Genomic DNA, 21466 nt, shown 5'->3' with positions numbered 1-21466 from the left:
CTGTCAGTCTTGCTACTCCATCAGCCCGGTGGCCGAGAAACCCCGCAGCGGGTCACGTCCAGCAAAGTAGTCGCGCAACGTGTTCGACAACTCCGACGGGTCCCACGCGTCCGACTCCGCGTTGAACCGGGCTTCTGCCGTTGGCGCTGCCACCAACGTCACCGTTGGACCGTAGACGATGAACAGCTGTCCGTTAACCCCTTCCGAGGCCGGAGACGCCAGAAATCGCACGAGGTTGACGACGTGCTCGGGCGAGAGCGGGTCGATCTGGTTCTCCGCGAGTTCCGGCGCCTCCCCGAACACGTCGGCGGTCATCGCGGTGCGGGCGCGCGGCGCGATCGCATTGGCCCGCACGCCGTACTTCTCCAGCGCCCGCGCCATGGTCAGCGTCAACGCCGTGATTCCGGCCTTGGCCGCCCCGTAGTTGGCCTGGCCGACGGGTCCGACCAGGCCCGCCTCCGACGAGGTGTTGATGACGCGGCCGTACACCTGGCCGGCCCCCTCTGACGCCGCCTTGGCTTTGTTGCGCCAGTACGTGGCGGCGTTGCGGGTCAGCAGGAAGTGCCCGCGCAGGTGCACCGCGATCACGGCGTCCCAGTCCTCGTCGGACATGTTGAACAGCATCCGGTCCCGCGTGATGCCGGCGTTGTTGACGACGATGGCCAGCCCGCCGAGGCCGTCGGCCGTCTCGACGAGCTCGTCGGCTGTCGACCGCTCGCTGATGTCGCCGGCCACCGCGACGCCCTTGGTGCCCGCCGCCGCGATCTCGTCGAGCACGTCGGACTTGTCCAGGGCGGCGGCGATGTCGTTGACCACGACTGTCGCACCCGAACGGGCCAGTCCGATCGCTTCTGCACGGCCGAGGCCCGCGGCCGCACCGGTGACTACCGCGACGCGTCCGGACAGATCGTTCGCGGCTTCATTGGTGGTCAATTTATGAATACCTCTAGTCTTTGCGGATCAACGCCGCGCGGGGGCACTCGGCGATGGACTGCTCGGCCAGGTCCTCCTGGTCGGCCGGAACCGGGTCGGCCTTGACGACGGCGTAGTCCTCGTCGTCGAGGTCGAACAGGTCGGGGGCGATTCCCACACACACCGCGTTGCCCTCGCAGCGATCACGGTCCACCTCTACGCGCATCACAAACCTCCTCGCGGTCGGGGGTCCCCTGGCGCCAGTGCGGCACCGGCCTGGACCCTCAGACTAGAACGTGTTACAACCGGGGGTGAACCCGGGCTGGACCACCGGCTGCAGCTCGAATGCTAGATCGTGCCTCTAGAAGTTAGGACAAGGCGATGCGGATCGGCTACACCCCAGAGCAGGAGGAGTTGCGCCGCGAGCTGCGGTCCTACTTCACCAAGCTGATGACGCCCGAGCGGGCCGAGGCCCTGGCGTCCAACGACGGCGAGATGGGCCGCGGCAACGTCTACCGCGACACCGTGGCACAGATGGGCAAGGACGGCTGGCTCACGCTGTCGTGGCCCGAGGAGTTCGGCGGTCAGGCCCGCCCGCCGATGGACGGGCTGATCTTCAGCGACGAGGCCGCGATCGCGAACGTGCCCGTGCCGTTCCTGACGATCAACAGCGTGGCGCCGACGATCATGCACTTCGGCACCGAGGAGCAGAAGAAGTTCTTCCTGCCCAGGATCGCCGCCGGTGAACTGCACTTCTCGATCGGCTACTCCGAGCCGGGAGCGGGCACCGACCTGGCGTCGCTGCGCACCACCGCGGTGCGCGACGGGGACGACTACGTCATCAACGGCCAGAAGATGTGGACGAGCCTGATCGCCTACGCCGACTACGTCTGGTTGGCCGCCCGCACCAACCCCGAGGCCAAGAAGCACCGCGGCATCTCGATGCTCATCGTGCCGACCACGGCCGAAGGCTTCTCGTGGACGCCGGTGCACACCATGGCCGGCGTCGACACCAGCGCCACCTACTACCAGGACGTGCGGGTGCCGGTGAGCAGCCTGGTCGGCGAGGAGAACGCCGGCTGGAAGCTGGTGACCAACCAGCTCAACCACGAGCGGGTCGCCCTGGTGTCCGCACAACCGATCTTCTCTGCGCTGGGCGGCGTTCGTGAGTGGGCCCAGAACACCAAGGACGTGCACGGCAACCGGCTGATCGACTCGGAATGGGTGCAGCTGAACCTCGCGAGAGTGCACGCCAAGGCCGAAGTGCTCAAGCTCATCAACTGGGAACTGGCGTCGTCCGACGACGCCGCACCCTCGCCCGCGGACGCATCGGCGGCGAAGGTGTACGGCACCGAACTGGCCACCGAGGCCTACCGCCTGCTGATGGAGGTGCTCGGCACCGCCGCGACGTTGCGCTCCGACTCGCCGGGCGCGCTGCTGCGCGGACGGATCGAGCGCATGCACCGCAGCTGCCTGATCCTGACCTTCGGCGGCGGCACCAACGAGATTCAGCGCGACATCATCGGCATGGTCGCGCTCGGCCTGCCCCGAGTTAACCGATAGGACTCGACATGGACTTCAAGACGACCGAAGCCTCTGAAGACCTCGGCGGTCTGGTTCGCACCATCGCCGACTCGGTGGTCACTCCCGAGCGGCAGCGCGAGCTCGACATGCTCGATGAACGATTCGACAAGACATTGTGGGGCAAGCTGATCGAAGCCGACGTGCTGTCGGCAGCGGCTCCGGAGGCGTTGGGCGGCGGCGGCTTCGGGGTGCTCGAACAGGTCGCCGTGCTCGTCGCGCTGGGCCGTCAACTGTCGGCGGTGCCGTACCTGGAGTCGGTGGTGCTCGGCGCCGGGGTGCTGGCCGGGTTCGGATCGGAGGCCATGCAGGAGCAGTGGGCGACACCGGCCGTCAAGGGCGAGAAGATCCTCACCGTCGCACTCGACGGTGAGATGGGTCAGGGGCCCGTGCTGGCCCAGGCGAGCGGTGAGGGTTTCCGGCTCACGGGGTCCCGCACCCTGGTGCCCTACGGACCGATCGCCGACGCGTTCCTGGTTCCGGCCGAGACCGATTCGGCGAGCAGGGTGTTCCTCGTGGCAGCGGCGGACTCCGGTGTGACGGTCGAGTCGCTGAGCACCACCGGGCACGGCAGCCTCGGGCATCTGGAGTTGCAGGGTGTCGAGGTCGGTGCCGACCGGGTGGTCGGTGACGCCTCCGCACTGGGGTGGTTGACGCTGCGAGCAACGCTGGGCCGCAGCGCCTTTCAGCTCGGTGTTCTCGAACGCGCACTGGAACTCACCGCGGAGTACGCCCGTGAGCGTGAGCAGTTCGACCGCCCGATCGGCAGTTTCCAGGCCGTGTCGTCCCGGCTGGCCGACGGCTACATCGACATCAAGGCGCTGCGGTTGACGGTGACGCAGGCGGCGTGGCGGCTGTCGGAGGATCTGGCGGCCGACGTCGAGGTCAACACCGCGGCGTTCTGGGCCGCCGACGCCGGACATCGCGTCGCCCACACGACCGTTCACGTGCACGGCGGCGTCGGCATCGACACCGACCATCCGGTGCACCGGTATTTCCTGGCGGCCAAGCAGACCGAGTTCGCGGTCGGTGGCGCCACCGGACAGCTGCTCCACATCGGCCGGGAATTGGCCGACACACCCGCCTGAGGTGACCGCGCTACCCACCGTCGCCGACCTGTTGACGCCGCTGATCGACGTCGACGATCGCGGCGTGTACTTCGCCGATGAGCGTCTCGGGCGAAGCGAAGAGCCCACGGTCGAGTTCGTCTCATGGCGTGAGCATCTTCGGCACGGCGCCGCGGTCGCGGCCGCATTGCGTTCCCGACTCGATCCCGGCCGACCTGCCCATGTCGGCGTGCTGCTGCAGAACACACCGTTCTTCTCCGCTGTTCTGGTCGCGGCGGGGCTGACCGGCATCGTGCCGGTGGGGCTGAACCCGGTGCGGCGCGGGGCGGCCCTGCAACGCGACGTGGCCCACGCCGATTGCCAACTGGTGCTTGCCGACTCGGCGTCGCTCGAAGTGGTCGGTGACGTCGACCACGTCAACGTCGACTCGCCGGAGTGGTCGGCGGAGGTGGCGGCGTTCGCCGACGAGACCGTGACCGTGCGGCAGGCCGATCCCGCCGACCTGTTCATGCTGATCTACACCTCGGGCACCAGTGGTGATCCCAAGGCGGTCAAGTGCAGCCAGGGCAAGGTGGCGATCGCAGGCGTCACGATGACCCAGCGGTTCTCGCTGACCCGCGACGACGTCTGCTACGTCTCGATGCCGTTGTTCCACTCGAACGCGGTGCTGGTGGGCTGGTCGGTGGCCCTGGCGTCGCAGAGCTCGCTGGCGTTGCGACGCAAGTTCTCCGCATCGCAGTTCCTGCCCGATGTGCGGCGGTTCGGGGCGACTTATGCCAACTACGTCGGCAAGCCGCTGTCGTATGTGCTGGCCACCCCCGAGCTGCCCGACGACACCGATAATCCGCTGCGGGCGGTGTACGGCAACGAGGGGGCCCCCGCCGACATCGAGCGGTTCGCCGAGCGGTTCGGCACCGTGGTGATGGACGGGTTCGGCTCGACCGAGGGCGGGATCGCGATCGCCCGTACCCCGGACACGCCACCCGGCTCGCTCGGACCGCTGCCGCCGGGCACCGACATCATCGACGTCGACACGGGTGAGCCGTGCCCGCCGGGGGTGACGGGCGAGCTGGTGAACGCCTCGGACACCGGTCGGTTCGAGGGCTACTACAACGACCCCGGCGCGGATGCCGAGCGGATGCGCGGCGGCGTCTACCACAGCGGCGATCTCGCGTACCGCGACGAAAACGGCTATGCCTACTTCGCCGGCCGGCTGGGCGACTGGATGCGGGTGGACGGCGAGAACCTCGGCTCGGCGCCGATCGAGCGGGTGCTGCTGCGGCATCCCGACGTCGTGGAAGTGGCGGTGTACGGCATCCCGGCGCCCGACGTGGGCGATCAGGTGATGGCCGCCATGACGCTGCGCGACGGCGCGGCGTTCGATCCGGATGCGTTCCGCGGATTCCTTGCCGCGCAGGACGATCTGGGTCCCAAGCAGTGGCCCGCCTACGTCCGGATCAGCACCGCGCTGCCGCGCACCGAGACGTTCAAGGTGATCAAGCGGCACCTGCAGGCCGAAGGCATCGACTGCCCGGACCCGGTGCATCACCTCTGACAGCCGGATGGCCGAGTTGCTCCAGCCGCCGATCGGTTCGGTCGACCCACCGATCGGTGCTGCATTTGTGGGTTACGCTGCGCTGAACGTTCAAGATCGTCAATCTTGCCGATCGTGTTCTTGAGCAGACAGGAGCCAGTCGATGCGATCCACTGTTATTCCGGGGGCGGCGGCGGTCGCCGCAACCCTGGCCCTGGTCCTGACGGCGTGCGGCTCGGATTCGGACCTCGAAGGCACGCCCGTCGCCGAGCCGAGCACCACGACGACCAGCGCCCAGGCCACCTCCCCGAGTGCGAAAATCGCTCCACGCGACGAGGATCCCGCGGGTCCGAACCCGACCATCGCGACGTACATTGCAGAGAACGGGATCTCGGAGACACCGGTCAAGCGCGGTGATCCGGGCTCGCCGAACATCGACCTGCCGATCCCCGAGGGCTGGCAGGACGCCGGTCCCGACACCCCCGAATGGGCTTATGGTGCCATCGTCTACACCGGTCCCGAGGCAACGGAATACACGCCGAGCATCGTCGCGATCGTCTCGAAGCTCACCGGTAACGTCGACCCGCAGGCGATCATCGACGCGGCGCCCGGCGAGCTTCAGAACCTGCCCGGCTGGAGCGCGATGAACGACGGCTCGACCAGCACGCTCGGTAACTACCCCGCCTACGAGTTGGGCGGAACCTGGCAGTCCGAGGGGCAGGCGAAGCTCGTCGCGCAGAAGACGGTCGTGATCCCCGGACCGGACGGCGTCTTCGTGCTGCAGCTCAATGTCGACGGCCTCGAGGACCAGGCCGACGTGATCGGCCCGGCGACGCTGGCGATCGACGACGAGACGACAATCGGCTTCTAGTCGGATCTGGAGTTGTTGTAAGCCAGGTCAGTTCGCGGACTCGGCGCCGGCGAGCCGGTTCAAGACGGTTGCAAGATCTTTCGGCCGGGACAGAAAGGTCGAGTGACTTCCGGGCAGTTCGATGACGTCTGCCTGCTGCCATTCGCGCGCGATGCGGCGCGACCAGTCAGGGTTGACCATCCGGTCCTCGGCGCACACCACGTACGCCGAATCCACGTCAGGTAGAGCGGTCAGTGAACACGGCACTCGATACGGGTTCGACGACTGCGGGCGCAGCCGGGTGGAATCGGCGGCATGGCGCACAGGTAGACCAGTCGCCGGACCGGAATGCGCTGCGCCACCAGCGGAACGACTACGTCGGCGTAGTCGTCGAACGAGGCCGAACTGTCATCGATCGGGAGATCCATCACAACCACACGATGGGCCAGGGCTTCTAATTCGGGCGTCAGCCGGTCCCAGCACCACGCCCCGTGCCACGCGCCGTGCACCATGGCAAACGTCGACATGAGAGCCCTTTCGCAATGAAAGGATCAGACGCAGAGTCCGAACCTGAGCAGCTAACCCTCGCGAATGTCATCGAGGCGTCGCGAAGCCTCCTCGAACCCCTGCACCAACTCGGCAATGATGTCGGCAACGGGGCGGATCTCGTTCATGCGGCCGACGATCTGGCCCACCGGCATGGCGACGGTGTCGGGGTTGTCGGACTCGTTCATCCGCTGATGCGCCTCGCTGACGAGGATGTTCTGCAGCGGCATCGGCAGCGGCTCAGGGGCATCCGGGGCGTCCCAAGCCTCGGTCCACTTCGACTTCAACAGCCGCGCGGGCTTGCCGGTGTAGATCCGGCGACGCACGGTGTCGGCGGAGGTGGCCCGCAGCATGGCCTCCTGGATCGTCGAGACACCCCCGGACTTGCGGTGCCCGAGGTCGTACTCCGCCGAGGTGAGGAACGCCGAACCCATCCAGACGCCCTGTGCGCCGAGCGCCAGCGCGGCGGCGACCTGCCTGCCGGTGCCGATGCCCCCTGCGGCGAGCACCGGAGTTCGATGGCCGAGGGCGCGCAGTTCATCGATGATCTCCGGCCACAGCACCATCGAGCCGATCTCGCCGGTGTGCCCGCCGGCCTCGTGCCCCTGCGCCACCACGATGTCCACGCCGTTGTCGACGTGCCGCTGCGCGTGCTTGGCGCTGCCGGCCAGCGCGGCAACCGGCACACCAGCGGCGTGCGCCTGGTCGATGACGTCCTTCGGTGGCGACCCGAGTGCGTTGGCGATCAACTTGATCGGATGCTTGAGCGCAACCTCGACGTGTGAACGCGCCACCGAGTGCAACCAGCCGAGCACCCCTTCGTTGCGATCTCCCTCGTCCGGCAGCGGCGGGACCCCGAGGTCGGCGAGGGTCTTGCCGACGAAGTCACGGTGGCTCTCGGGAATCAGCTTGTCGATGTCGACGGACGTGCCCTCCTGCGGCACCTTGGCGGGCATCACGACGTCCACGCCGTAGGGCAAGCCGTCAGTGTTCTCGTCCATCCAGCACAGCACGTTCTCGAGGTCGTCGGCGTCGTTGAACCGCACGCAACCCAGCACACCGAGCCCGCCGGCCTTGCTGACCGCGGCGGCGACCTTCTCCGAAGGGGTGAAGACGAAGATCGGGTACTCGATGCCGAAGCGCTCACACAGCTCAGTCCGCATCGCTATTTCTCCCGTCGCTTCGTCCCGTTGCGCTACGCGCGGGTGGGCCCACCGCTTGCGAGGGGAGTACCCCCACGCCCATCACGAAGCGGTCCCGGCATGGTTGGCGTGCGCGTCGTCGGCGGGCCGCTCCTCGGTGGTGTCCTTGGCCCACCGGTAGTCGGGCTTGCCCGCCGGTGTGCGATGGATCTCGTCGACCCACCACACCTTGCGCGGCACCTTGTAACCGGCGATCTCCTGGCGCACGAACGTATCCAGTTCGCCCAGCGTGGGATTGGTTCCCGGTCGGCGGTGCACGACGGCCGCGACGCACTGCCCGTAGCGCTCGTCGGGCACGCCGACCACCAACGCGTCGAACACGTCCGGGTGGCCCTTGAGGGCGGCTTCGACCTCTTCGGGATAGATCTTCTCGCCGCCGCTGTTGATCGACTGCGACCCGCGGCCGAGCATCGTGACGGTGCCGTCGGCCTCGACTTCGGCGTAGTCACCGGGGATCGCGTAACGCACCCCGTTGTAGGTGCGGAAGGTTTCGGCGGTCTTCTTCTCGTCCTTGTAGTAGCCGACCGGGATGTGGCCCTTCTTGGCGATGACGCCGCGCACGCCGGAGCCCGGCTCGACCTCGTTGCCGTCCTCGTCGAGCACGACAGTGGTCTTGTCGATCGTCACGCGCGGACCGCCGGTGTGCGACTGGCCCTTCGCGACGATGCTCGTGCCGCCGAAGCCGGTCTCCGACGATCCGATCGAGTCGGTGATCACCCGGTTGGGCAGCAGCTCGAGGAACTTCTCCTTGATGCTGGTGGAGAACAGCGCGGCCGTGCTGGCGAGCAGGAACAGGCTCGACAGGTCGGGCTCCTTGCCGGAATCGTGCAGCTTGGTCAGCGCGTCGAGCAGCGGGCGAGCCATCGCGTCGCCGGTGAAGAACAGCAGGTTGACCTTGTGCTTCTCGATGGTCTCCCAGACCTCGTCGGCGTCGAACTCAGGTGCCAGCACGGTGGTCTGGCCCGAGAACAGCGACATCCAGGTCGCCGACTGGGTGGCGCCGTGGATCATCGGCGGGATCGGGTAGCGGACCATCGGGCCGTTCTCCGCGGCGGCCTTGGCCAGGTCGTACTCGTCCTTGATCGGCTCACCGGTCGCGAAGTCGGTGCCGCCGAAGAGAACTCGGTAGATGTCCTCGTGGCGCCACATCACGCCCTTCGGAAACCCGGTGGTGCCGCCGGTGTAGAGCAGATAGATGTCGTCCGCACTGCGGGGGCCGAAATCGCGCTCGGGCGAACCCTGTTCGATCGCGGCGTAGAACTCGACGCCGCCGTAGCGCTGGTAGTCGTCATCGCTCCCGTCCTCGACCGAGAGGATGGTCTTGACGTTGGGCGTCTCGGGCAGCACGTTCGCGACGCGGTCGGCGTAGCGGCGCTCGTGCACCAGCGCCACCATGTCCGAGTTGTCGAACAGGTACTTGAGTTCGCCTTCGACGTAGCGGAAGTTGACGTTGACCAGGATGGCGCCGGCCTTGACGATGCCCAGCATCGCGATCACGATCTCGATGCGGTTGCGGCAGTACAACCCCACCTTGTCGTCCTTCTTGACGCCCCGGTCGATGAGGTAGTGGGCAAGGCGGTTGGCCTTCTCCTCCAACTGGGCGTAGGTGAGCTGGTCGTCGCCGCAGATCAGGGCGACACGGTCCGGCACGGCGTCGATGGCGTGCTCTGCAAGATCAGCGATGTTCAAGGCCACGGAACCTAAACTAGAACGTGTTACATTTCCAGACAAGTCTGTGGTTCGACGGCAGGAAGGCGGACATCTGTGAGCCAACCCGAGAAGGGTCCCGACGCCCTCATTGAGCAGCGCGGACACACCTTGATCCTGACGCTGAACCGGCCCGAGGCGCGCAACGCCCTTTCCACCGAGATGCTCTCGATCATGGTCGAGGCCTGGGACCGCGTCGACAACGATCCGGAGATCCGGTCGTGCATCCTGACCGGCGCAGGCGGCTACTTCTGCGCGGGCATGGACCTCAAGGCGGCGACAGCCAAACCGCCGGGCGACTCGTTCAAGGACGGCAGCTATGACCCGTCGCGCATCGACGGCCTGCTCAAGGGCCGGCGGCTGACCAAGCCGCTGATCGCCGCCGTGGAGGGTCCCGCCATCGCCGGAGGCACCGAGATCCTGCAGGGCACCGACATCCGCATCGCGGGTGAGAGCGCGAAGTTCGGCATCTCCGAGGCCAAGTGGAGCCTGTACCCGATGGGCGGGTCGGCGGTGCGTCTGGTCCGCCAGATCGCCTACACCATCGCCTGCGACCTGCTGCTGACCGGTCGGCACATCACGGCCGCCGAGGCGCTGGACTACGGGCTGATCGGCTACGTCGTGCCCGACGGGACCGCGCTGGACAAGGCGCTGGAGATCGCCGACCTGATCAACAACAACGGCCCACTGGCCGTGCAGGCGATCCTGCGGTCGATCCACGATACCGAGGGCATGCACGAGAACGACGCCTTCAAGATCGACACGAAGATCGGCATCGAGGTGTTCCTGTCCGAGGACGCCAAGGAGGGCCCGCGGGCGTTCAAGGAGAAGCGGGCGCCCAACTTCAAGATGCGCTGAGCTCGGCGAACGTAAAGTCAGGCGCTGACCGCCGTCGTCAGCCCACCGGCGTTGTCGGTGTGAACACGACGGGCATCTGCTCGAGGCCCGACACGAAGTTGGCCGGGCGCAGCGGCAGCTCACCATCGCCGGCCAACCGTAGGTCGGGCAGCCGCTGCAGCAATTTGGTCTGCATGATCGACAACTCCAGGCGGGCCAACTGGTTGCCCAGACAGAAGTGCGTGCCGAAACCGAACGCGAGGTGGTTGTTCGGATAGCGCTCGATATCGAAGAGTTCAGGACTTTCGAACACGGCCTCGTCGAAGTTCGCCGACTCGAACAGCAGGATCATCTTCTCGCCCTCCTCGAGGGCGGTGCCGTGAAACTCCGTGTCGGCGGTGACGGTTCGCGCCATGTTCTTGACGGGCGCCGTCCAGCGCAGCATCTCCTCGATCGCGTTCGGCAACAGCGCCAGATCGTCGACCAGCCGCCGATGCTGATCCGGATGCAGCAGCAGCTGGCGGGTGCCGCCGGACAGGGTGTGACGGGTGGTCTCGTCGCCGCCGATGAGCAGCAGGAGCACCTCGGTGACGATCTGGTGGTCCTCGAGCTTGGATCCCTCGACCTCGGCGTGCACCAGCACGCTGACCAGGTCATCGGTCGGTTCGGACTTGCGCTCCGCGATCATGCCCGTCATGTACTCGCTGTAGGCGGCGAAGGCATCCATCGTCAGCTGGAACTGCTCGGGGTCCGCCGTGCTGCTCAGTGCCCCGACCAGATCGTCGGACCACTTGAGGAACATCTCGCGGTCCTCCGGCCGAACGCCGAGCATGTCACCGATGACGGCCATCGGCAGCGGCGCGGCGATGTCCCAGACGAAGTCACACTCGCCGCGCTCGCAGACATTGTCGATCAGCGAGTCACACAGCGAACTGATCGACCCCTCAAGGTCTTTCACCCGCTTACGGGTGAAACCGGAGTTGACGAGCTTGCGCCGCAACAGGTGCTGCGGGTCGTCCATCTCGATCATCATCTCGACACCCGGCTGGTCCGGCCGGATGCCGCCGGCGTTGGAGAACAACTCGGGGTTGCGCTCGGCCTCGATCACCGCGGCGTACGTGGCGGCGGCGGCCAAGCCGTTGCGGTCGCGGAACACCGGCTCGTTCTCGCGCATCCACTTGTAAACCGACCGCGAGTCACCGGCGTAGAAGGTGCCGTCGGTGAGGTCCACGTCGGGCTTGGGCGCCGCTGTCATGGCTGTCATGGCTGAACCTCCTGCGCATCGGCGAACGACATCTCCACGTTGCCAGCGGAACTGGAGACCATCGCGCGTTTCGGAAAGCCTAGCGAGGCGAGGTCTTTGGCGTAGGGATGTTCACCCAACCGGATGCGGGCACCGCCCAACCGGTAGCGCACGTCGGACAGCTTCATCTCGCCGACCGTCTGCCGCACGACCCCGTCGCGGTAGGAGTACGTGGGGTGCGCCTGCGGCCTGGAGGTGAACGCCGCGGGCACCTTCAGGCCCGGCGAGAAGTCCATGCCGAGCACGAACTGGTCGTCGATCGTCAGATCGAATCCGAAGGTGTGGCCGTCACGAATCGTGAAGTCCGACATGACCTTCGGGTAGCCCCAGATCTTCGTGCCGGCCTCGAGCGTGAACGCCTGGTCCACGGGCAGATGATGGATGAACGCGCCCGCATCCCGCAGCGCCCGCGGGCTCGACCTATTCGGGGCACGGCGGCCCCCAGGCGGGTTCACCATCACGTTGGTGCCGTACTCGTAGTACTGGCCGAGGTCGCCGTCGACGTAGTGCATCAGCATCAGCACGACGATCGCGCGCCCCGGCAGGAAGCGGCACACCTGCAGGCCGCTGTAGTCGATCAACCGTTGAGCGGCGTCGGCGTCCACCGAGAACATGGCCATGTGCTGCTCGGCTTGGCGGATCTTCACCGGCATGGTCAGGACGGTGCCTGCGATGGTGTGCTGGGTCATCGCGCCAATCTAGAACGCGTTCTAGACAACTAGCAAGAAGTGTCTACACCAGCCCGGCGAGGTCCCGGATCTGCTCCGGCGACCGGGCGCCGACGACCATCATCGTCACGCCCGCGGCCTCCCACGCCTTGATCTGCTCCTGCACATAGGCCAGATCACCGACGATCGCGGAGTCGTCGACCAGTTCGTCGGGAATGACCTTGGCCGCTCGCTCTTTGCCGTCCTCACTGCCTGATCGGAAGAGCTTCGTCACGTCGTCGACGACCTCGGCATAGCCCATCCGGCGGTAGACGTCGGCGTGGAAGTTGGTGTCCTCGGCGCCCATCCCGCCCATGTACAGCGCCAGGTGCGGCTTCATCAACTCCATGACGCCGGCGCGGTCATCGGTGACGACGACCTGGGCGGTCGCGCAGATCTCGAAGTCCTCGCGGGAGCGGCGGGCGCCGGGGCGGGCGAACCCCTCGTCGAGCCACTCGTTGTACATGTCGGCGATGCGCGGCGAGTAGAAGATGGGCAGCCAGCCGTCGCAGATCTCGGCGGCCAGTGCGACGTTCTTGGGACCCTCGGCGCCCAGCATGACCGGAATCTCGGCGCGCAGCGGATGGGTGATCGGCTTGAGGTTCTTGCCCAGGCCGGTGGTGCCCTCGCCGGTCAGCGGCAGCGGATAGTGCGGGCCGTCGCTGCGCACCGGTGCCTCGCGCGCCCACACCTGCCGCAGGATGTCGACGTACTCGCGGGTGCGGGCGAGGGGCTTCGGGAACTTCGCGCCGTACCAGCCCTCGACCACCTGCGGGCCGGAGACGCCGAGGCCCAGGATGTGGCGCCCGCCGGAGAGGTGGTCCAGTGTCAGGGCGGCCATCGCACACGCGGTGGGGGTGCGGGCGGAGAGCTGGATGACCGACGTGCCCAGGCGCATGCGCCTGGTTTCACGGCCCCACCACGCCAGCGGGGTGTAGGCGTCCGAACCCCACGCCTCGGCGGTGAACACGGTGTCGAAGCCGGCGTCCTCCGCGGTGGCGACCAGTTCGGCGTGGTTGTCGGGTGGCTGTGCACCCCAATAACCGAGTTGAAGTCCCAACTTCATTAGCGCGCCTCCGGACCCGTCCTTGAAACCATTCTTAGAACCTGTTCTACTCGATGCCGTGACGACCAGCCAAAGCAGCCCGGTGCAGATCGATCCCCATCAGCGGCCACTTTCGGCGCCACTGAGGCTCTCATTCGACTACACCCGTTCAGTCGGACCACTCCTCGGCCAGTTCTTCACCGCCCTGCGCGAACGACGCATCCTCGGCGTGCGCGGTTCGGACGGGCGGGTGCTGGTGCCACCCGCGGAGTTCGACCCCGTCACCTACGAGCGATTGACCGAGATCGTACCGGTGGCCGCTGTCGGGACCGTGGTCTCGTGGACCTGGCAGTCGACCCCGCTTCAGATGCAGCCCCTGGACCGCCCGTTCGCGTGGGCGCTGATCAAACTCGACGGCGCCGACACCCCGCTGCTGCACGCTGTTGATGCGGGCTCGGCCGAATCCATCAGCACCGGGACGCGGGTGCACGCGCACTGGGTCGACGAGCCCGTCGGCGCGATCACCGACATCGCCTACTTCGCGCTCGGTGAGGATGCCGAACCGGAGGGCGAACCCGACGACGCGCGCACGCGAGGAGCAGAGACAGGCCTGGACCCGGTGACCGTCCAGGTGACACCGTCGGCGATCGAGATCCAGCACACAGCGTCCTTCCCGGAGACCGTGTTCCTCAAGGCCCTCGAGGAGGGCAAGTTGCTGGGCGCCCGGACGAAGAAGGGCCGCAATGGCCAGCCGGGCAAGGTGTACTTCCCGCCCAAGGAGGCCGACCCGGCGACGGGCCTGGAACTCGACGAGTTCATCGAGCTGCCCGACAAGGGCACGGTGACGACGTTCGCCGTCATCAACATCCCTTTCGCCGGTCAGCGCATCAAGCCGCCGTACGTCGCGGCCTACGTGCTGCTCGACGGCTCCGACATCCCGTTCCTTCACCTGGTCACCGAGATCGAGGCGGCCGAGGTCCGAATGGGCATGCGTGTCGAGGCGGTGTGGAAGCCCCGCGAGGAGTGGGGCCTGGGCATCGACAACATCGATCACTTCCGGCCGACGGGTGAGCCCGACGCCGAATACGACTCCTACAAGCACCACCTCTGAAGGCGCGGCGATGAGCGCTTGCGCGAAGAGCAGACAGGACCTGGGATGACCGACTCAACAGATGTAGCAGTGGTGGGCTTTGCGCACGCACCACACGTCCGCCGCACCGACGGCACCACCAACGGCGTCGAGATGCTGATGCCGTGCTTCCACCAGCTCTACGAGGAGCTCGGTCTGCAGCAGACGGACATCGGGTTCTGGTGTTCCGGATCCTCCGATTACCTTGCCGGACGGGCATTCTCATTCATCTCGGCGATCGACTCAATCGGCGCGGTCCCACCGATCAACGAATCGCACGTCGAGATGGACGCCGCGTGGGCGCTGTACGAGGCCTACATCAAGCTGCTGACCGGCGAAGTGGACACCGCGCTGGTGTACGGCTTCGGCAAGTCCAGCGCCGGAACGCTGCGTCGCGTGCTGGCCCTGCAGACCGACCCGTACACCGTCGCGCCGCTGTGGCCCGACGCGGTGTCGATGGCCGGGCTGCAGGCCCGCTTCGGACTCGACGCAGGCAAGTGGACCGCCGAGCAGATGGCTCAGGTGGCGCTCGACTCCATGACCGTCGCCCAGCGCACCGATTCGGAGAAGCCGGCCAAGTCGATCGATGAGCTGCTGGAGCGCCCGTACTTTGCGGATCCGCTGCGGCGCCACGACATCGCCCCGATCACCGACGGCGCATCGGCCATCGTGCTCGCAGTCGGTGATCGGGCCAGGGAGCTGCGGGAGAACCCGGCCTGGATCACCGGCTTCGAGCACCGCATCGAGACCCCGGTCCTCGGTGCCCGCGACCTGACCACCTCACCGTCGACGACGGCCTCGGCACAGGCCGCGACGGGCGGTGACACCGGCTCCATCGAGGTCGCCGAGATCTACGCCCCGTTCACCCATCAGCATCTGATCCTCACCGAGGCGATCGGGCTCGGTGAGGCGACGAAGGTGAACCCGTCGGGTGGCCCGCTGGCCGCCAACCCGATGTTCTCGGCGGGCCTGGAGCGCATCGGCTTCGCCGCGCAGCACATCTTCGACGGCTCGGCGCAGCGGGTGCTGGCCCACGCCACGAGCGGCCCTGCGCTGCAACAGAACCTGGTCGCTGTCCTGGAAGGGAAGTAAGAGCATGGCAGGCCAACTCGCGGCGGTGCTGGGCACCGGGCAGACCAAGTACGTCGCCAAACGCCAGGACGTGTCGATGAACGGCCTGGTGCGGGAGGCCATCGACCGGGCACTGGCCGACTCGGGTACGACGATGGACGACATCGACGCGGTCGTCGTCGGCAAGGCACCGGACTTCTTCGAGGGCGTGATGATGCCGGAGTTGTTCATGGCCGACGCCGTCGGCGCCACTAACAAGCCGCTGATTCGCGTGCACACCGCCGGTTCGGTCGGCGGGTCGACGGGCGTGGTGGCCGCGTCGCTGGTGCAGTCCGGCAAGTACCGCCGCGTGCTGGCGATGGCGTGGGAGAAGCAGTCGGAGTCGAACGCGATGTGGGCGTTGAGCATCCCGGTGCCGTTCACCAAGCCAGTCGGCGCCGGCGCGGGCGGGTACTTCGCTCCCCACATTCGCGCCTACATCCGCCGATCCGGTGCGCCCGAACACATCGGGGCCATGGTGGCGGTCAAGGATCGGATCAACGGCGCGAAGAACCCACTGGCGCATCTGCATCAGCCCGACATCACCTTGGAGAAGGTGATGGCTTCGCAGATGCTGTGGAACCCGATCCGCTTCGACGAGACCTGCCCTTCGTCGGACGGTGCGTGCGCCGTCGTGATCGGAAATGAAGAGATTGCCGACAAGCAGGCGGCCGAGGGCAACCCGGTCGCATGGATCCACGCCACCGCGCTGCGAACCGAGCCGCTGGCGTACTCCGGCCGCGACCAGGTGAACCCGCAGGCGGGCCGCGAAGCGGCCAAGGCGCTGTGGAAGTCGGCCGGTATCACCAGCCCGATCGACGAGATCGACGCGGCCGAGATCTACGTGCCCTTCTCGTGGTTCGAGCCGATGTGGCTGGAGAACCTCGGCTTCGTGCCGGAAGGTGAAGGCTGGAAGTTGACCGAGGCCGGCGAGACGGCGATCGGCGGACGGCTGCCGGTCAACCCGTCGGGTGGTGTGCTGTCGTCGAACCCGATCGGCGCCTCGGGGCTGATCCGGTTCGCCGAGGCCGCCAGGCAGGTCATGGGGAAGGCCGGTGACCATCAGGTGCAGGGCGCCCGCAAAGCGCTCGGCCACGCGTACGGCGGCGGGTCGCAGTACTACTCGATGTGGGTCGTCGGGTCGGACAAGCCATGATGCAGTACACCTGCACTGTCGCGATGGGCCCGGTCGAGGAGCTCGTCGAGATCGCTCGCACCGCAGAGGAAGTCGGCTTTGACAACATCGCGCTTCCGGACTCGCTGTTCTACATGGAGAAGCAGTCCACCGACTATCCGTACACCCCTGACGGTTCGCGGATGTGGAACGCCGACACCCCGTGGGTGGACCCGCTGATCGCCGCGTCCGCGATGGGCGCGGTCACGTCGACGCTGCGCTTCTACACCAACGTCATGAAGCTGGGCTCGCGCAATCCGCTGCTGCTGGCGCGTCAGGTCGGCTCGGTGGCGAACCTGACGAACAACCGCTTCGGCTTCGGGGTCGGGATCGGCTGGGCACCCGAAGAATTCGAGTGGTGCGGACAGCCGTACGCCAAGCGCGGCAAACGCGTCGACGAGATGATCGAGGTCATCAAGCTGGTGCTCGCCGGCGGCATGGCCGAGTTCCACGGTGAGTTCTACGACTTCGACAAACTGCAGATGAGTCCGGCGCCGAGCAAGCCGGTGCCGTTCTACGTCGGCGGTCACACCGAGGTGGCACTCAAGCGCGCGGCGCGGGTGGGCGACGGCTGGACCAGCGCGATGATGACCGGCGCGCAGTTGGCCGAGACCATCAGCCGGATCAAGACGCTGCTTACCGAAAACGGCCGCGCCGATGCGCCGTTCGAGTACCAGGCCGTCTGCATCGACAAGTCCGGTGTCGACGGGCACCGTGAACTGGCCGAGGCAGGCGTCACCGACAACATCGTGATCCCGTGGGTGTTCGAGGGCCTCGGCTTCGACGCACCGCTGGAGAAGAAGAAGGACGCGATGAAGCGGTTCGCCGACACCTACATCCATTCCGGTTGGCAGCAGTGACCGTCACCGACCCGCAGGCTCCGGTGCACCTGGCGGGCAAGCGCTCTCGAGAGGCGGCGATGGCGCACGACAAGCAGGCGTGGCTGGACAACTTCGCCGACGACGCGATCGTCGAGGATCCGATCGGACCGTCGCACTTCGACCCTGGAGGCAAGGGGCACCGGGGTAAAGAGGCGATCGCCGCGTTCTACGACAAGGCGATCGCGCCGAGCGACCTGACGTTCAACTTCGAGCGCACCTATCAGTGCGGCAACGAGGAGGCCAACGTCGGCAACATCGTCATTCGCGCCGCCGGTTACGAGGTGACCGCCGAGGGCGTGTTCACCTACCGCGTCGACGACGCGGGCAAAATCGTCGCGCTGCGGGCGTTCTGGGAACTCGACCGCGCCACAGCCAGCGCCCGAAAGATCTAGCGCGACATCCGGTCAGCGGCAGCGGTGGCCAGACCGAGTGTCATCCGCTTCGCGCGCTTGGTCACGTCGTCCAGTAACCTCCGCGGACGCGTGGCGGCGATCCGCTCGACGGCCACCCGATCGCCGATCCGGACCGTACCCGAGCGGCCCACGGTGCAGTAGACCCCCAGGCACCGCTGCGCACGGGCCGCCACGGCCCGTGTGACCCGGCGGTCGACGTCGAGTCCGGGTTGCGCGCGACTGGGCACGACGCAGCGAACCGTCTGCGAGATGACCTTGAGATCGACGCCGCCTAGCGTGACCTGTGCGCCGGCCCATTGCGACTCGGGGAGTTCGTGGTCCGGATCATCAAGTGTCACCAGAACATTGGGCCGAAAGCGTCGCACGTCGAGATCCTCACCGACTTCCGCGCCGATGGTCGCCAGGCTGGTCGTCGTCATGACATGGATCGGCGCCAGGTCGACGAACATTCCGGGCGGGGTTGAATAGCGGCCCAGCTTGAGGAGGTCGGCCATCGGCAACACGGCGAGGTCCGGCGGCTTCTCTCCCTCGTCGACGCCGAAGTCGGCCCGCACCGACGCGGACGAAACGGCATCCTTCTGGCTGTGCAGGCGCATGCGATGCAGGCTGGTGTCTTCGGCCGGCGGCAGTGCGGTCAACCTGACGTCGCGACCGGCGAGGTCGGAGAGTCTCGCGTGTATTTCGGCATCGCTGCTCGATAGCACGGTGCCGTCGGGGAAGGTGACCTCGATCTCGGGGACATTGCCCGGTCCGGCGTCCGGCGGCACCGGACCGGTATAGCGGGCGGTGGCCGTCAGCAGTGCTGGCATGCGGCGGGCCGATGCGGTGATCTCACGCTCCAGATCGCGAACCGCCCACAGCCGGTCACCGCGCAGTCCTCGCGGACCGATCTCGGCCTGGTCGACCTTGACACCGCCCAGCGATTTGCACGGGAAGCGCCACAGCTCGGCAACCTGGCCGATGGTCATCCCGACACCGTACGCCGGTTCGACCTGCTCGGAGGCGGCATCTGCGGACGCCGCGCCATCTCCGACACCATCGTGATCTATCCGGACGCCGACACCGCCGCCGGGACGTTGCGCGAAGTACTTCCCACGATCGACCGAGTGGTCACCCTGGCAAGATGCGGCAGATCGCGCTGCGGACCGGACTCGGCCAGCCGTGAGTCAGGCGTCGTCGTCGACCGGGTGCAGCGTCGCCGAGTAGCGGCGGGCCAGGTCCTGATAGGCGCCGGGGTTGGTGTTGACCCAGGTCTCGGCACCAGTGCCCGCGATCGGGCCGCGCACCTTCGCAGGCGCGCCGGTCACCAGTACCTCATCAGGGATCTTGGTACCGCCCACGACCAGGGAGTGCGCGGCGATCATGGCGCGCTTCCCGATCACGGCGCCGTCGAGCACCGTGCAGTGGTTGGCCAGAACGGCCTGAGCACCGATGTGCACGCCGTGCACGACGCACCCGTGCGCGACGGTGGCGCCGGGTCCCACGTCAACGGGAATGCCTGGAGGGGCGTGCAGGATGCAGCAGTCCTGGACGTTGGCGCCCTCACGGACGACGATCGGTGCGAAATCGGCCCGCAGCACCGCGTTGAACCATACCGACGCACCCGCCTCGACGTGCACATCGCCCACCAGCGTGGCGGTGGGCGCCACGAATGCGCCCGGATCGACCGTCGGTGCGCGGCCCTCGAAGGAGTACAACGGCATCGTCTGGTTATACCGCAGTCAACGGCTGTGAGCGCCTGCGCCGAGAGGCCAATTACCTGGTTCGATTGCGCGCCGACAGGAAAAAACTGTAACGTGTTCTAGTTAGAGGACACAGGACGGGAGGCCCACCGTGGCTACAGAAACCGCGGGAATCCGCGAGATCGACACCGGCACGCTGCCCGACCGGTACGCACGTGGCTGGCACTGCCTAGGGCCCGTGGAGGACTACCTCAACGGCAAGCCGCACGGCGTGGAGATTTTCGGCACCATGCTCGTGGTGTTCGCCGACTCACAGGGCGACGTCAAAGTGCTCGATGGCTACTGCCGCCACATGGGCGGCAACCTGGCCCAGGGCACCGTCAAGGGTGACGAGGTGGCCTGCCCCTTCCACGACTGGCGCTGGGGCGGCGACGGCAAGTGCAAGCTGGTGCCCTACGCCAAGCGCACTCCGCGCCTGGCCCGCACCCGCGCCTGGGCGACCGACGTACGCGGCGGCCTGCTGTTCGTCTGGCACGACCACGAGGGAAACCCACCCCCGCCCGAGGTCCGGATCCCTGAGATCCCGGAGTTCGAGAGCGACGAGTGGACCGACTGGCGGTGGAACACGATGCTGATCGAGGGCAGCAACTGCCGCGAGATCATCGACAACGTCACCGACATGGCCCACTTCTTCTACATCCACTACGGGCTGCCGACGTATTTCAAGAACGTCTTCGAGGGCCACATCGCCAGCCAGTACCTGCACAACGTGGGCAGGCCCGACATCAGCGACATGGGCACCACTTACGGTGAGGCGCACCTGGACTCGGAGGCCAGCTATTTCGGGCCGTCGTTCATGATCAACTGGCTCCACAACAACTACGGCGGCTATAAGGCCGAGTCGATCCTGATCAACTGCCACTACCCTGTCACGCAGGACTCGTTCGTGCTGCAGTGGGGCGTGATCGTCGAGAAGCCCAAGGGCCTCGACGAGAAGACCACCGAACGGCTGGCCGAGGTGTTCACCGACGGCGTCAGCAAGGGCTTCCTGCAAGACGTCGAGATCTGGAAGCACAAGACCCGCATCGACAACCCGCTGCTCGTCGAGGAGGACGGCGCGGTCTACCAGATGCGCCGTTGGTATCAGCAGTTCTATGTCGACGCCGCCGACGTCACGCCCGACATGACGGACCGTTTCGAGATGGAGGTCGACACGACGGCCGCCAACGAGAAATGGCAGGTGGAGGTCGAGGAGAACCTCAAGCGGCAGGCCGACGACAAGGGCGAGGCCGAGCAGACGGACGAGGCCGAGCACGCGCAGTCATGACCCCGCCTGACGATGCACCTGACGTCGACCGGCTGGCCCGGGCGATGTTGATGCTGCACGGCGCCCATGACGACGACGACCACGCGCATACCGAGGGTGACACCGCCGCAGGCACCTGGTCGAAGGCGACGCCTTTCGGTGCCTCCCGCACCGAGGCGGTGCGGGAGGCCACCCGGCGGGACCGGGAGCGGTACCTCAACTCCGGCCTGGTGTCGGTCGACTGCCGGTTCTGCCACGTGTCGGTCAACGTGAAGAAGCTCGGGCCCGCGCACACGTCGGTGCAGTGGAACAGCGAGGCGTCGAAGCGCTGCGCCTACTTCAACGAGATCCGGGAGTCCGGTGGCGATCCGGCGCGGGCCAAGGCATGCCCGAGGCTCTCCGACAGCATCAAACACGCTGTCGCCGAGGGATGCCTGGAGGAGATGTCGTCGGCCCCTGCGCCAGGGGACGGCTAGCCTT

Annotated in this window: 23 protein-coding genes; 12 read left to right on the top strand and 11 right to left on the bottom strand. The window is 67.0% G+C overall.

Features of this window, described 5'->3' with window-relative positions; all coding sequences use genetic code 11:
* Window positions 1-12: 12 nt before the first annotated feature.
* Together K3G64_RS11945 and K3G64_RS11940 are read right to left on the bottom strand one after the other, a co-directional pair.
* The gene (locus K3G64_RS11945) at window positions 13-933 is read right to left on the bottom strand and encodes a 3-oxoacyl-ACP reductase (RefSeq protein ID WP_238950057.1); all 921 of its coding nucleotides are present in this window, start codon (window positions 931-933) and stop codon (window positions 13-15) included.
* A gap of 13 nt (window positions 934-946) precedes the next feature.
* The gene (locus K3G64_RS11940; protein ID WP_238950055.1) at window positions 947-1138 is read right to left on the bottom strand and encodes a ferredoxin; all 192 of its coding nucleotides are present in this window, start codon (window positions 1136-1138) and stop codon (window positions 947-949) included.
* A 155-nt stretch (window positions 1139-1293) separates the two neighbouring features.
* Between K3G64_RS11940 and K3G64_RS11935 the strand changes: the two genes are divergently transcribed.
* The 4 genes from K3G64_RS11935 (at window position 1294) to K3G64_RS11920 (ending at window position 5965) form a co-directional block, all read left to right on the top strand.
* On the top strand, window positions 1294-2475 hold the full coding sequence (locus tag K3G64_RS11935) for an acyl-CoA dehydrogenase family protein (RefSeq protein WP_238950054.1): 1182 nt from the start codon (window positions 1294-1296) through the stop codon (window positions 2473-2475).
* A gap of 8 nt (window positions 2476-2483) precedes the next feature.
* Window positions 2484-3581 carry an acyl-CoA dehydrogenase family protein gene (locus K3G64_RS11930; protein WP_238950053.1) on the top strand — a complete coding sequence of 366 codons (1098 nt, stop codon included), beginning with the start codon at window positions 2484-2486 and terminating at the stop codon, window positions 3579-3581.
* Window position 3582: 1 nt separating this feature from the next.
* The gene (fadD17, locus tag K3G64_RS11925) at window positions 3583-5115 is read left to right on the top strand and encodes a long-chain-fatty-acid--CoA ligase FadD17 (RefSeq protein WP_238950052.1); all 1533 of its coding nucleotides are present in this window, start codon (window positions 3583-3585) and stop codon (window positions 5113-5115) included.
* A gap of 142 nt (window positions 5116-5257) precedes the next feature.
* Window positions 5258-5965: an LpqN/LpqT family lipoprotein gene (locus K3G64_RS11920; RefSeq protein ID WP_238950051.1), complete on the top strand. Its 708-nt coding sequence runs from the start codon at window positions 5258-5260 to the stop codon at window positions 5963-5965.
* A gap of 27 nt (window positions 5966-5992) precedes the next feature.
* Here K3G64_RS11920 and K3G64_RS11915 read toward each other — a convergent pair whose 3' ends face one another.
* From K3G64_RS11915 to K3G64_RS11900, 4 genes are all read right to left on the bottom strand, one after another.
* On the bottom strand, window positions 5993-6211 hold the full coding sequence (locus K3G64_RS11915) for an alpha/beta fold hydrolase (RefSeq protein ID WP_370647143.1): 219 nt from the start codon (window positions 6209-6211) through the stop codon (window positions 5993-5995).
* Entirely contained in the window at window positions 6196-6471 is a 276-nt protein-coding gene (locus K3G64_RS11910) for an alpha/beta fold hydrolase (RefSeq protein ID WP_238950049.1), read from the bottom strand. The genes K3G64_RS11915 and K3G64_RS11910 overlap by 16 nt, the downstream gene beginning before the upstream one ends.
* Before the next feature lie 51 nt (window positions 6472-6522).
* Window positions 6523-7653, bottom strand: coding sequence for an NAD(P)H-dependent flavin oxidoreductase (locus K3G64_RS11905; protein WP_238950048.1), 1131 nt, complete (start codon window positions 7651-7653; stop codon window positions 6523-6525).
* Between the two features lie 81 nt (window positions 7654-7734).
* Entirely contained in the window at window positions 7735-9423 is a 1689-nt protein-coding gene (locus tag K3G64_RS11900) for an acyl-CoA synthetase (protein ID WP_238950047.1), read from the bottom strand.
* A 33-nt stretch (window positions 9424-9456) separates the two neighbouring features.
* Here K3G64_RS11900 and K3G64_RS11895 point away from each other — a divergent pair, with 33 nt between their 5' ends.
* Window positions 9457-10257, top strand: coding sequence for a crotonase/enoyl-CoA hydratase family protein (locus K3G64_RS11895; protein ID WP_238950046.1), 801 nt, complete (start codon window positions 9457-9459; stop codon window positions 10255-10257).
* A 37-nt stretch (window positions 10258-10294) separates the two neighbouring features.
* Here the strand turns inward: K3G64_RS11895 and K3G64_RS11890 are convergent, their stop codons facing one another.
* The 3 genes from K3G64_RS11890 to K3G64_RS11880 are packed head-to-tail and all read right to left on the bottom strand — an operon-like array spanning window position 10295 to window position 13312.
* Window positions 10295-11500, bottom strand: coding sequence for a cytochrome P450 (locus K3G64_RS11890; RefSeq protein ID WP_370647142.1), 1206 nt, complete (start codon window positions 11498-11500; stop codon window positions 10295-10297).
* Window positions 11497-12228: an acetoacetate decarboxylase family protein gene (locus tag K3G64_RS11885; RefSeq protein WP_238950045.1), complete on the bottom strand. Its 732-nt coding sequence runs from the start codon at window positions 12226-12228 to the stop codon at window positions 11497-11499. Before K3G64_RS11885 ends, K3G64_RS11890 begins: the two co-directional genes overlap by 4 nt.
* Before the next feature lie 43 nt (window positions 12229-12271).
* Window positions 12272-13312, bottom strand: coding sequence for an LLM class F420-dependent oxidoreductase (locus tag K3G64_RS11880; RefSeq protein WP_238950044.1), 1041 nt, complete (start codon window positions 13310-13312; stop codon window positions 12272-12274).
* A gap of 58 nt (window positions 13313-13370) precedes the next feature.
* On the opposite strand from K3G64_RS11880, the gene K3G64_RS11875 reads away from it, so the two are divergent.
* From K3G64_RS11875 to K3G64_RS11855, 5 genes are read left to right on the top strand one after another with little or no spacing between them, the layout of a single operon-like run.
* A complete protein-coding gene (locus K3G64_RS11875) occupies window positions 13371-14402 on the top strand; it encodes a Zn-ribbon domain-containing OB-fold protein (protein WP_238950042.1) in 1032 nt (343 codons plus the stop codon).
* Between the two features lie 45 nt (window positions 14403-14447).
* The gene (locus K3G64_RS11870) at window positions 14448-15512 is read left to right on the top strand and encodes a thiolase domain-containing protein (RefSeq protein WP_238950040.1); all 1065 of its coding nucleotides are present in this window, start codon (window positions 14448-14450) and stop codon (window positions 15510-15512) included.
* Window positions 15513-15516: 4 nt separating this feature from the next.
* On the top strand, window positions 15517-16686 hold the full coding sequence (locus K3G64_RS11865) for a thiolase domain-containing protein (RefSeq protein WP_238950039.1): 1170 nt from the start codon (window positions 15517-15519) through the stop codon (window positions 16684-16686).
* Window positions 16686-17564 carry a TIGR03619 family F420-dependent LLM class oxidoreductase gene (locus tag K3G64_RS11860; RefSeq protein WP_238950613.1) on the top strand — a complete coding sequence of 293 codons (879 nt, stop codon included), beginning with the start codon at window positions 16686-16688 and terminating at the stop codon, window positions 17562-17564. Before K3G64_RS11865 ends, K3G64_RS11860 begins: the two co-directional genes overlap by 1 nt.
* The gene (locus K3G64_RS11855; protein WP_238950037.1) at window positions 17561-17977 is read left to right on the top strand and encodes a nuclear transport factor 2 family protein; all 417 of its coding nucleotides are present in this window, start codon (window positions 17561-17563) and stop codon (window positions 17975-17977) included. The genes K3G64_RS11860 and K3G64_RS11855 overlap by 4 nt, the downstream gene beginning before the upstream one ends.
* Here the strand turns inward: K3G64_RS11855 and K3G64_RS11850 are convergent.
* Both K3G64_RS11850 and K3G64_RS11845 read right to left on the bottom strand, forming a co-directional pair.
* Entirely contained in the window at window positions 17974-18966 is a 993-nt protein-coding gene (locus K3G64_RS11850) for an MOSC domain-containing protein (protein WP_238950035.1), read from the bottom strand. The genes K3G64_RS11855 and K3G64_RS11850 overlap by 4 nt on opposite strands.
* Window positions 18967-19164: 198 nt before the next feature.
* On the bottom strand, window positions 19165-19701 hold the full coding sequence (locus K3G64_RS11845; protein WP_238950034.1) for a gamma carbonic anhydrase family protein: 537 nt from the start codon (window positions 19699-19701) through the stop codon (window positions 19165-19167).
* A 130-nt stretch (window positions 19702-19831) separates the two neighbouring features.
* Here K3G64_RS11845 and K3G64_RS11840 point away from each other — a divergent pair, with 130 nt between their 5' ends.
* Both K3G64_RS11840 and K3G64_RS11835 read left to right on the top strand, forming a co-directional pair.
* Window positions 19832-21007, top strand: a complete 1176-nt coding sequence (locus K3G64_RS11840; RefSeq protein ID WP_238950032.1) for a Rieske 2Fe-2S domain-containing protein — start codon at window positions 19832-19834, stop codon at window positions 21005-21007.
* Window positions 21004-21462: a hypothetical protein gene (locus K3G64_RS11835; RefSeq protein WP_238950030.1), complete on the top strand. Its 459-nt coding sequence runs from the start codon at window positions 21004-21006 to the stop codon at window positions 21460-21462. Before K3G64_RS11840 ends, K3G64_RS11835 begins: the two co-directional genes overlap by 4 nt.
* Window positions 21463-21466: the final 4 nt, after the last annotated feature.

The organism is Mycobacterium sp. IDR2000157661, from assembly GCF_022317005.1.
Taxonomy (GTDB): Bacteria; Actinomycetota; Actinomycetes; order Mycobacteriales; family Mycobacteriaceae; genus Mycobacterium.
The sequence above is the reverse complement of the archived record's forward strand: the minus strand, read 5'-3'. Positions and strand labels throughout refer to the sequence as shown.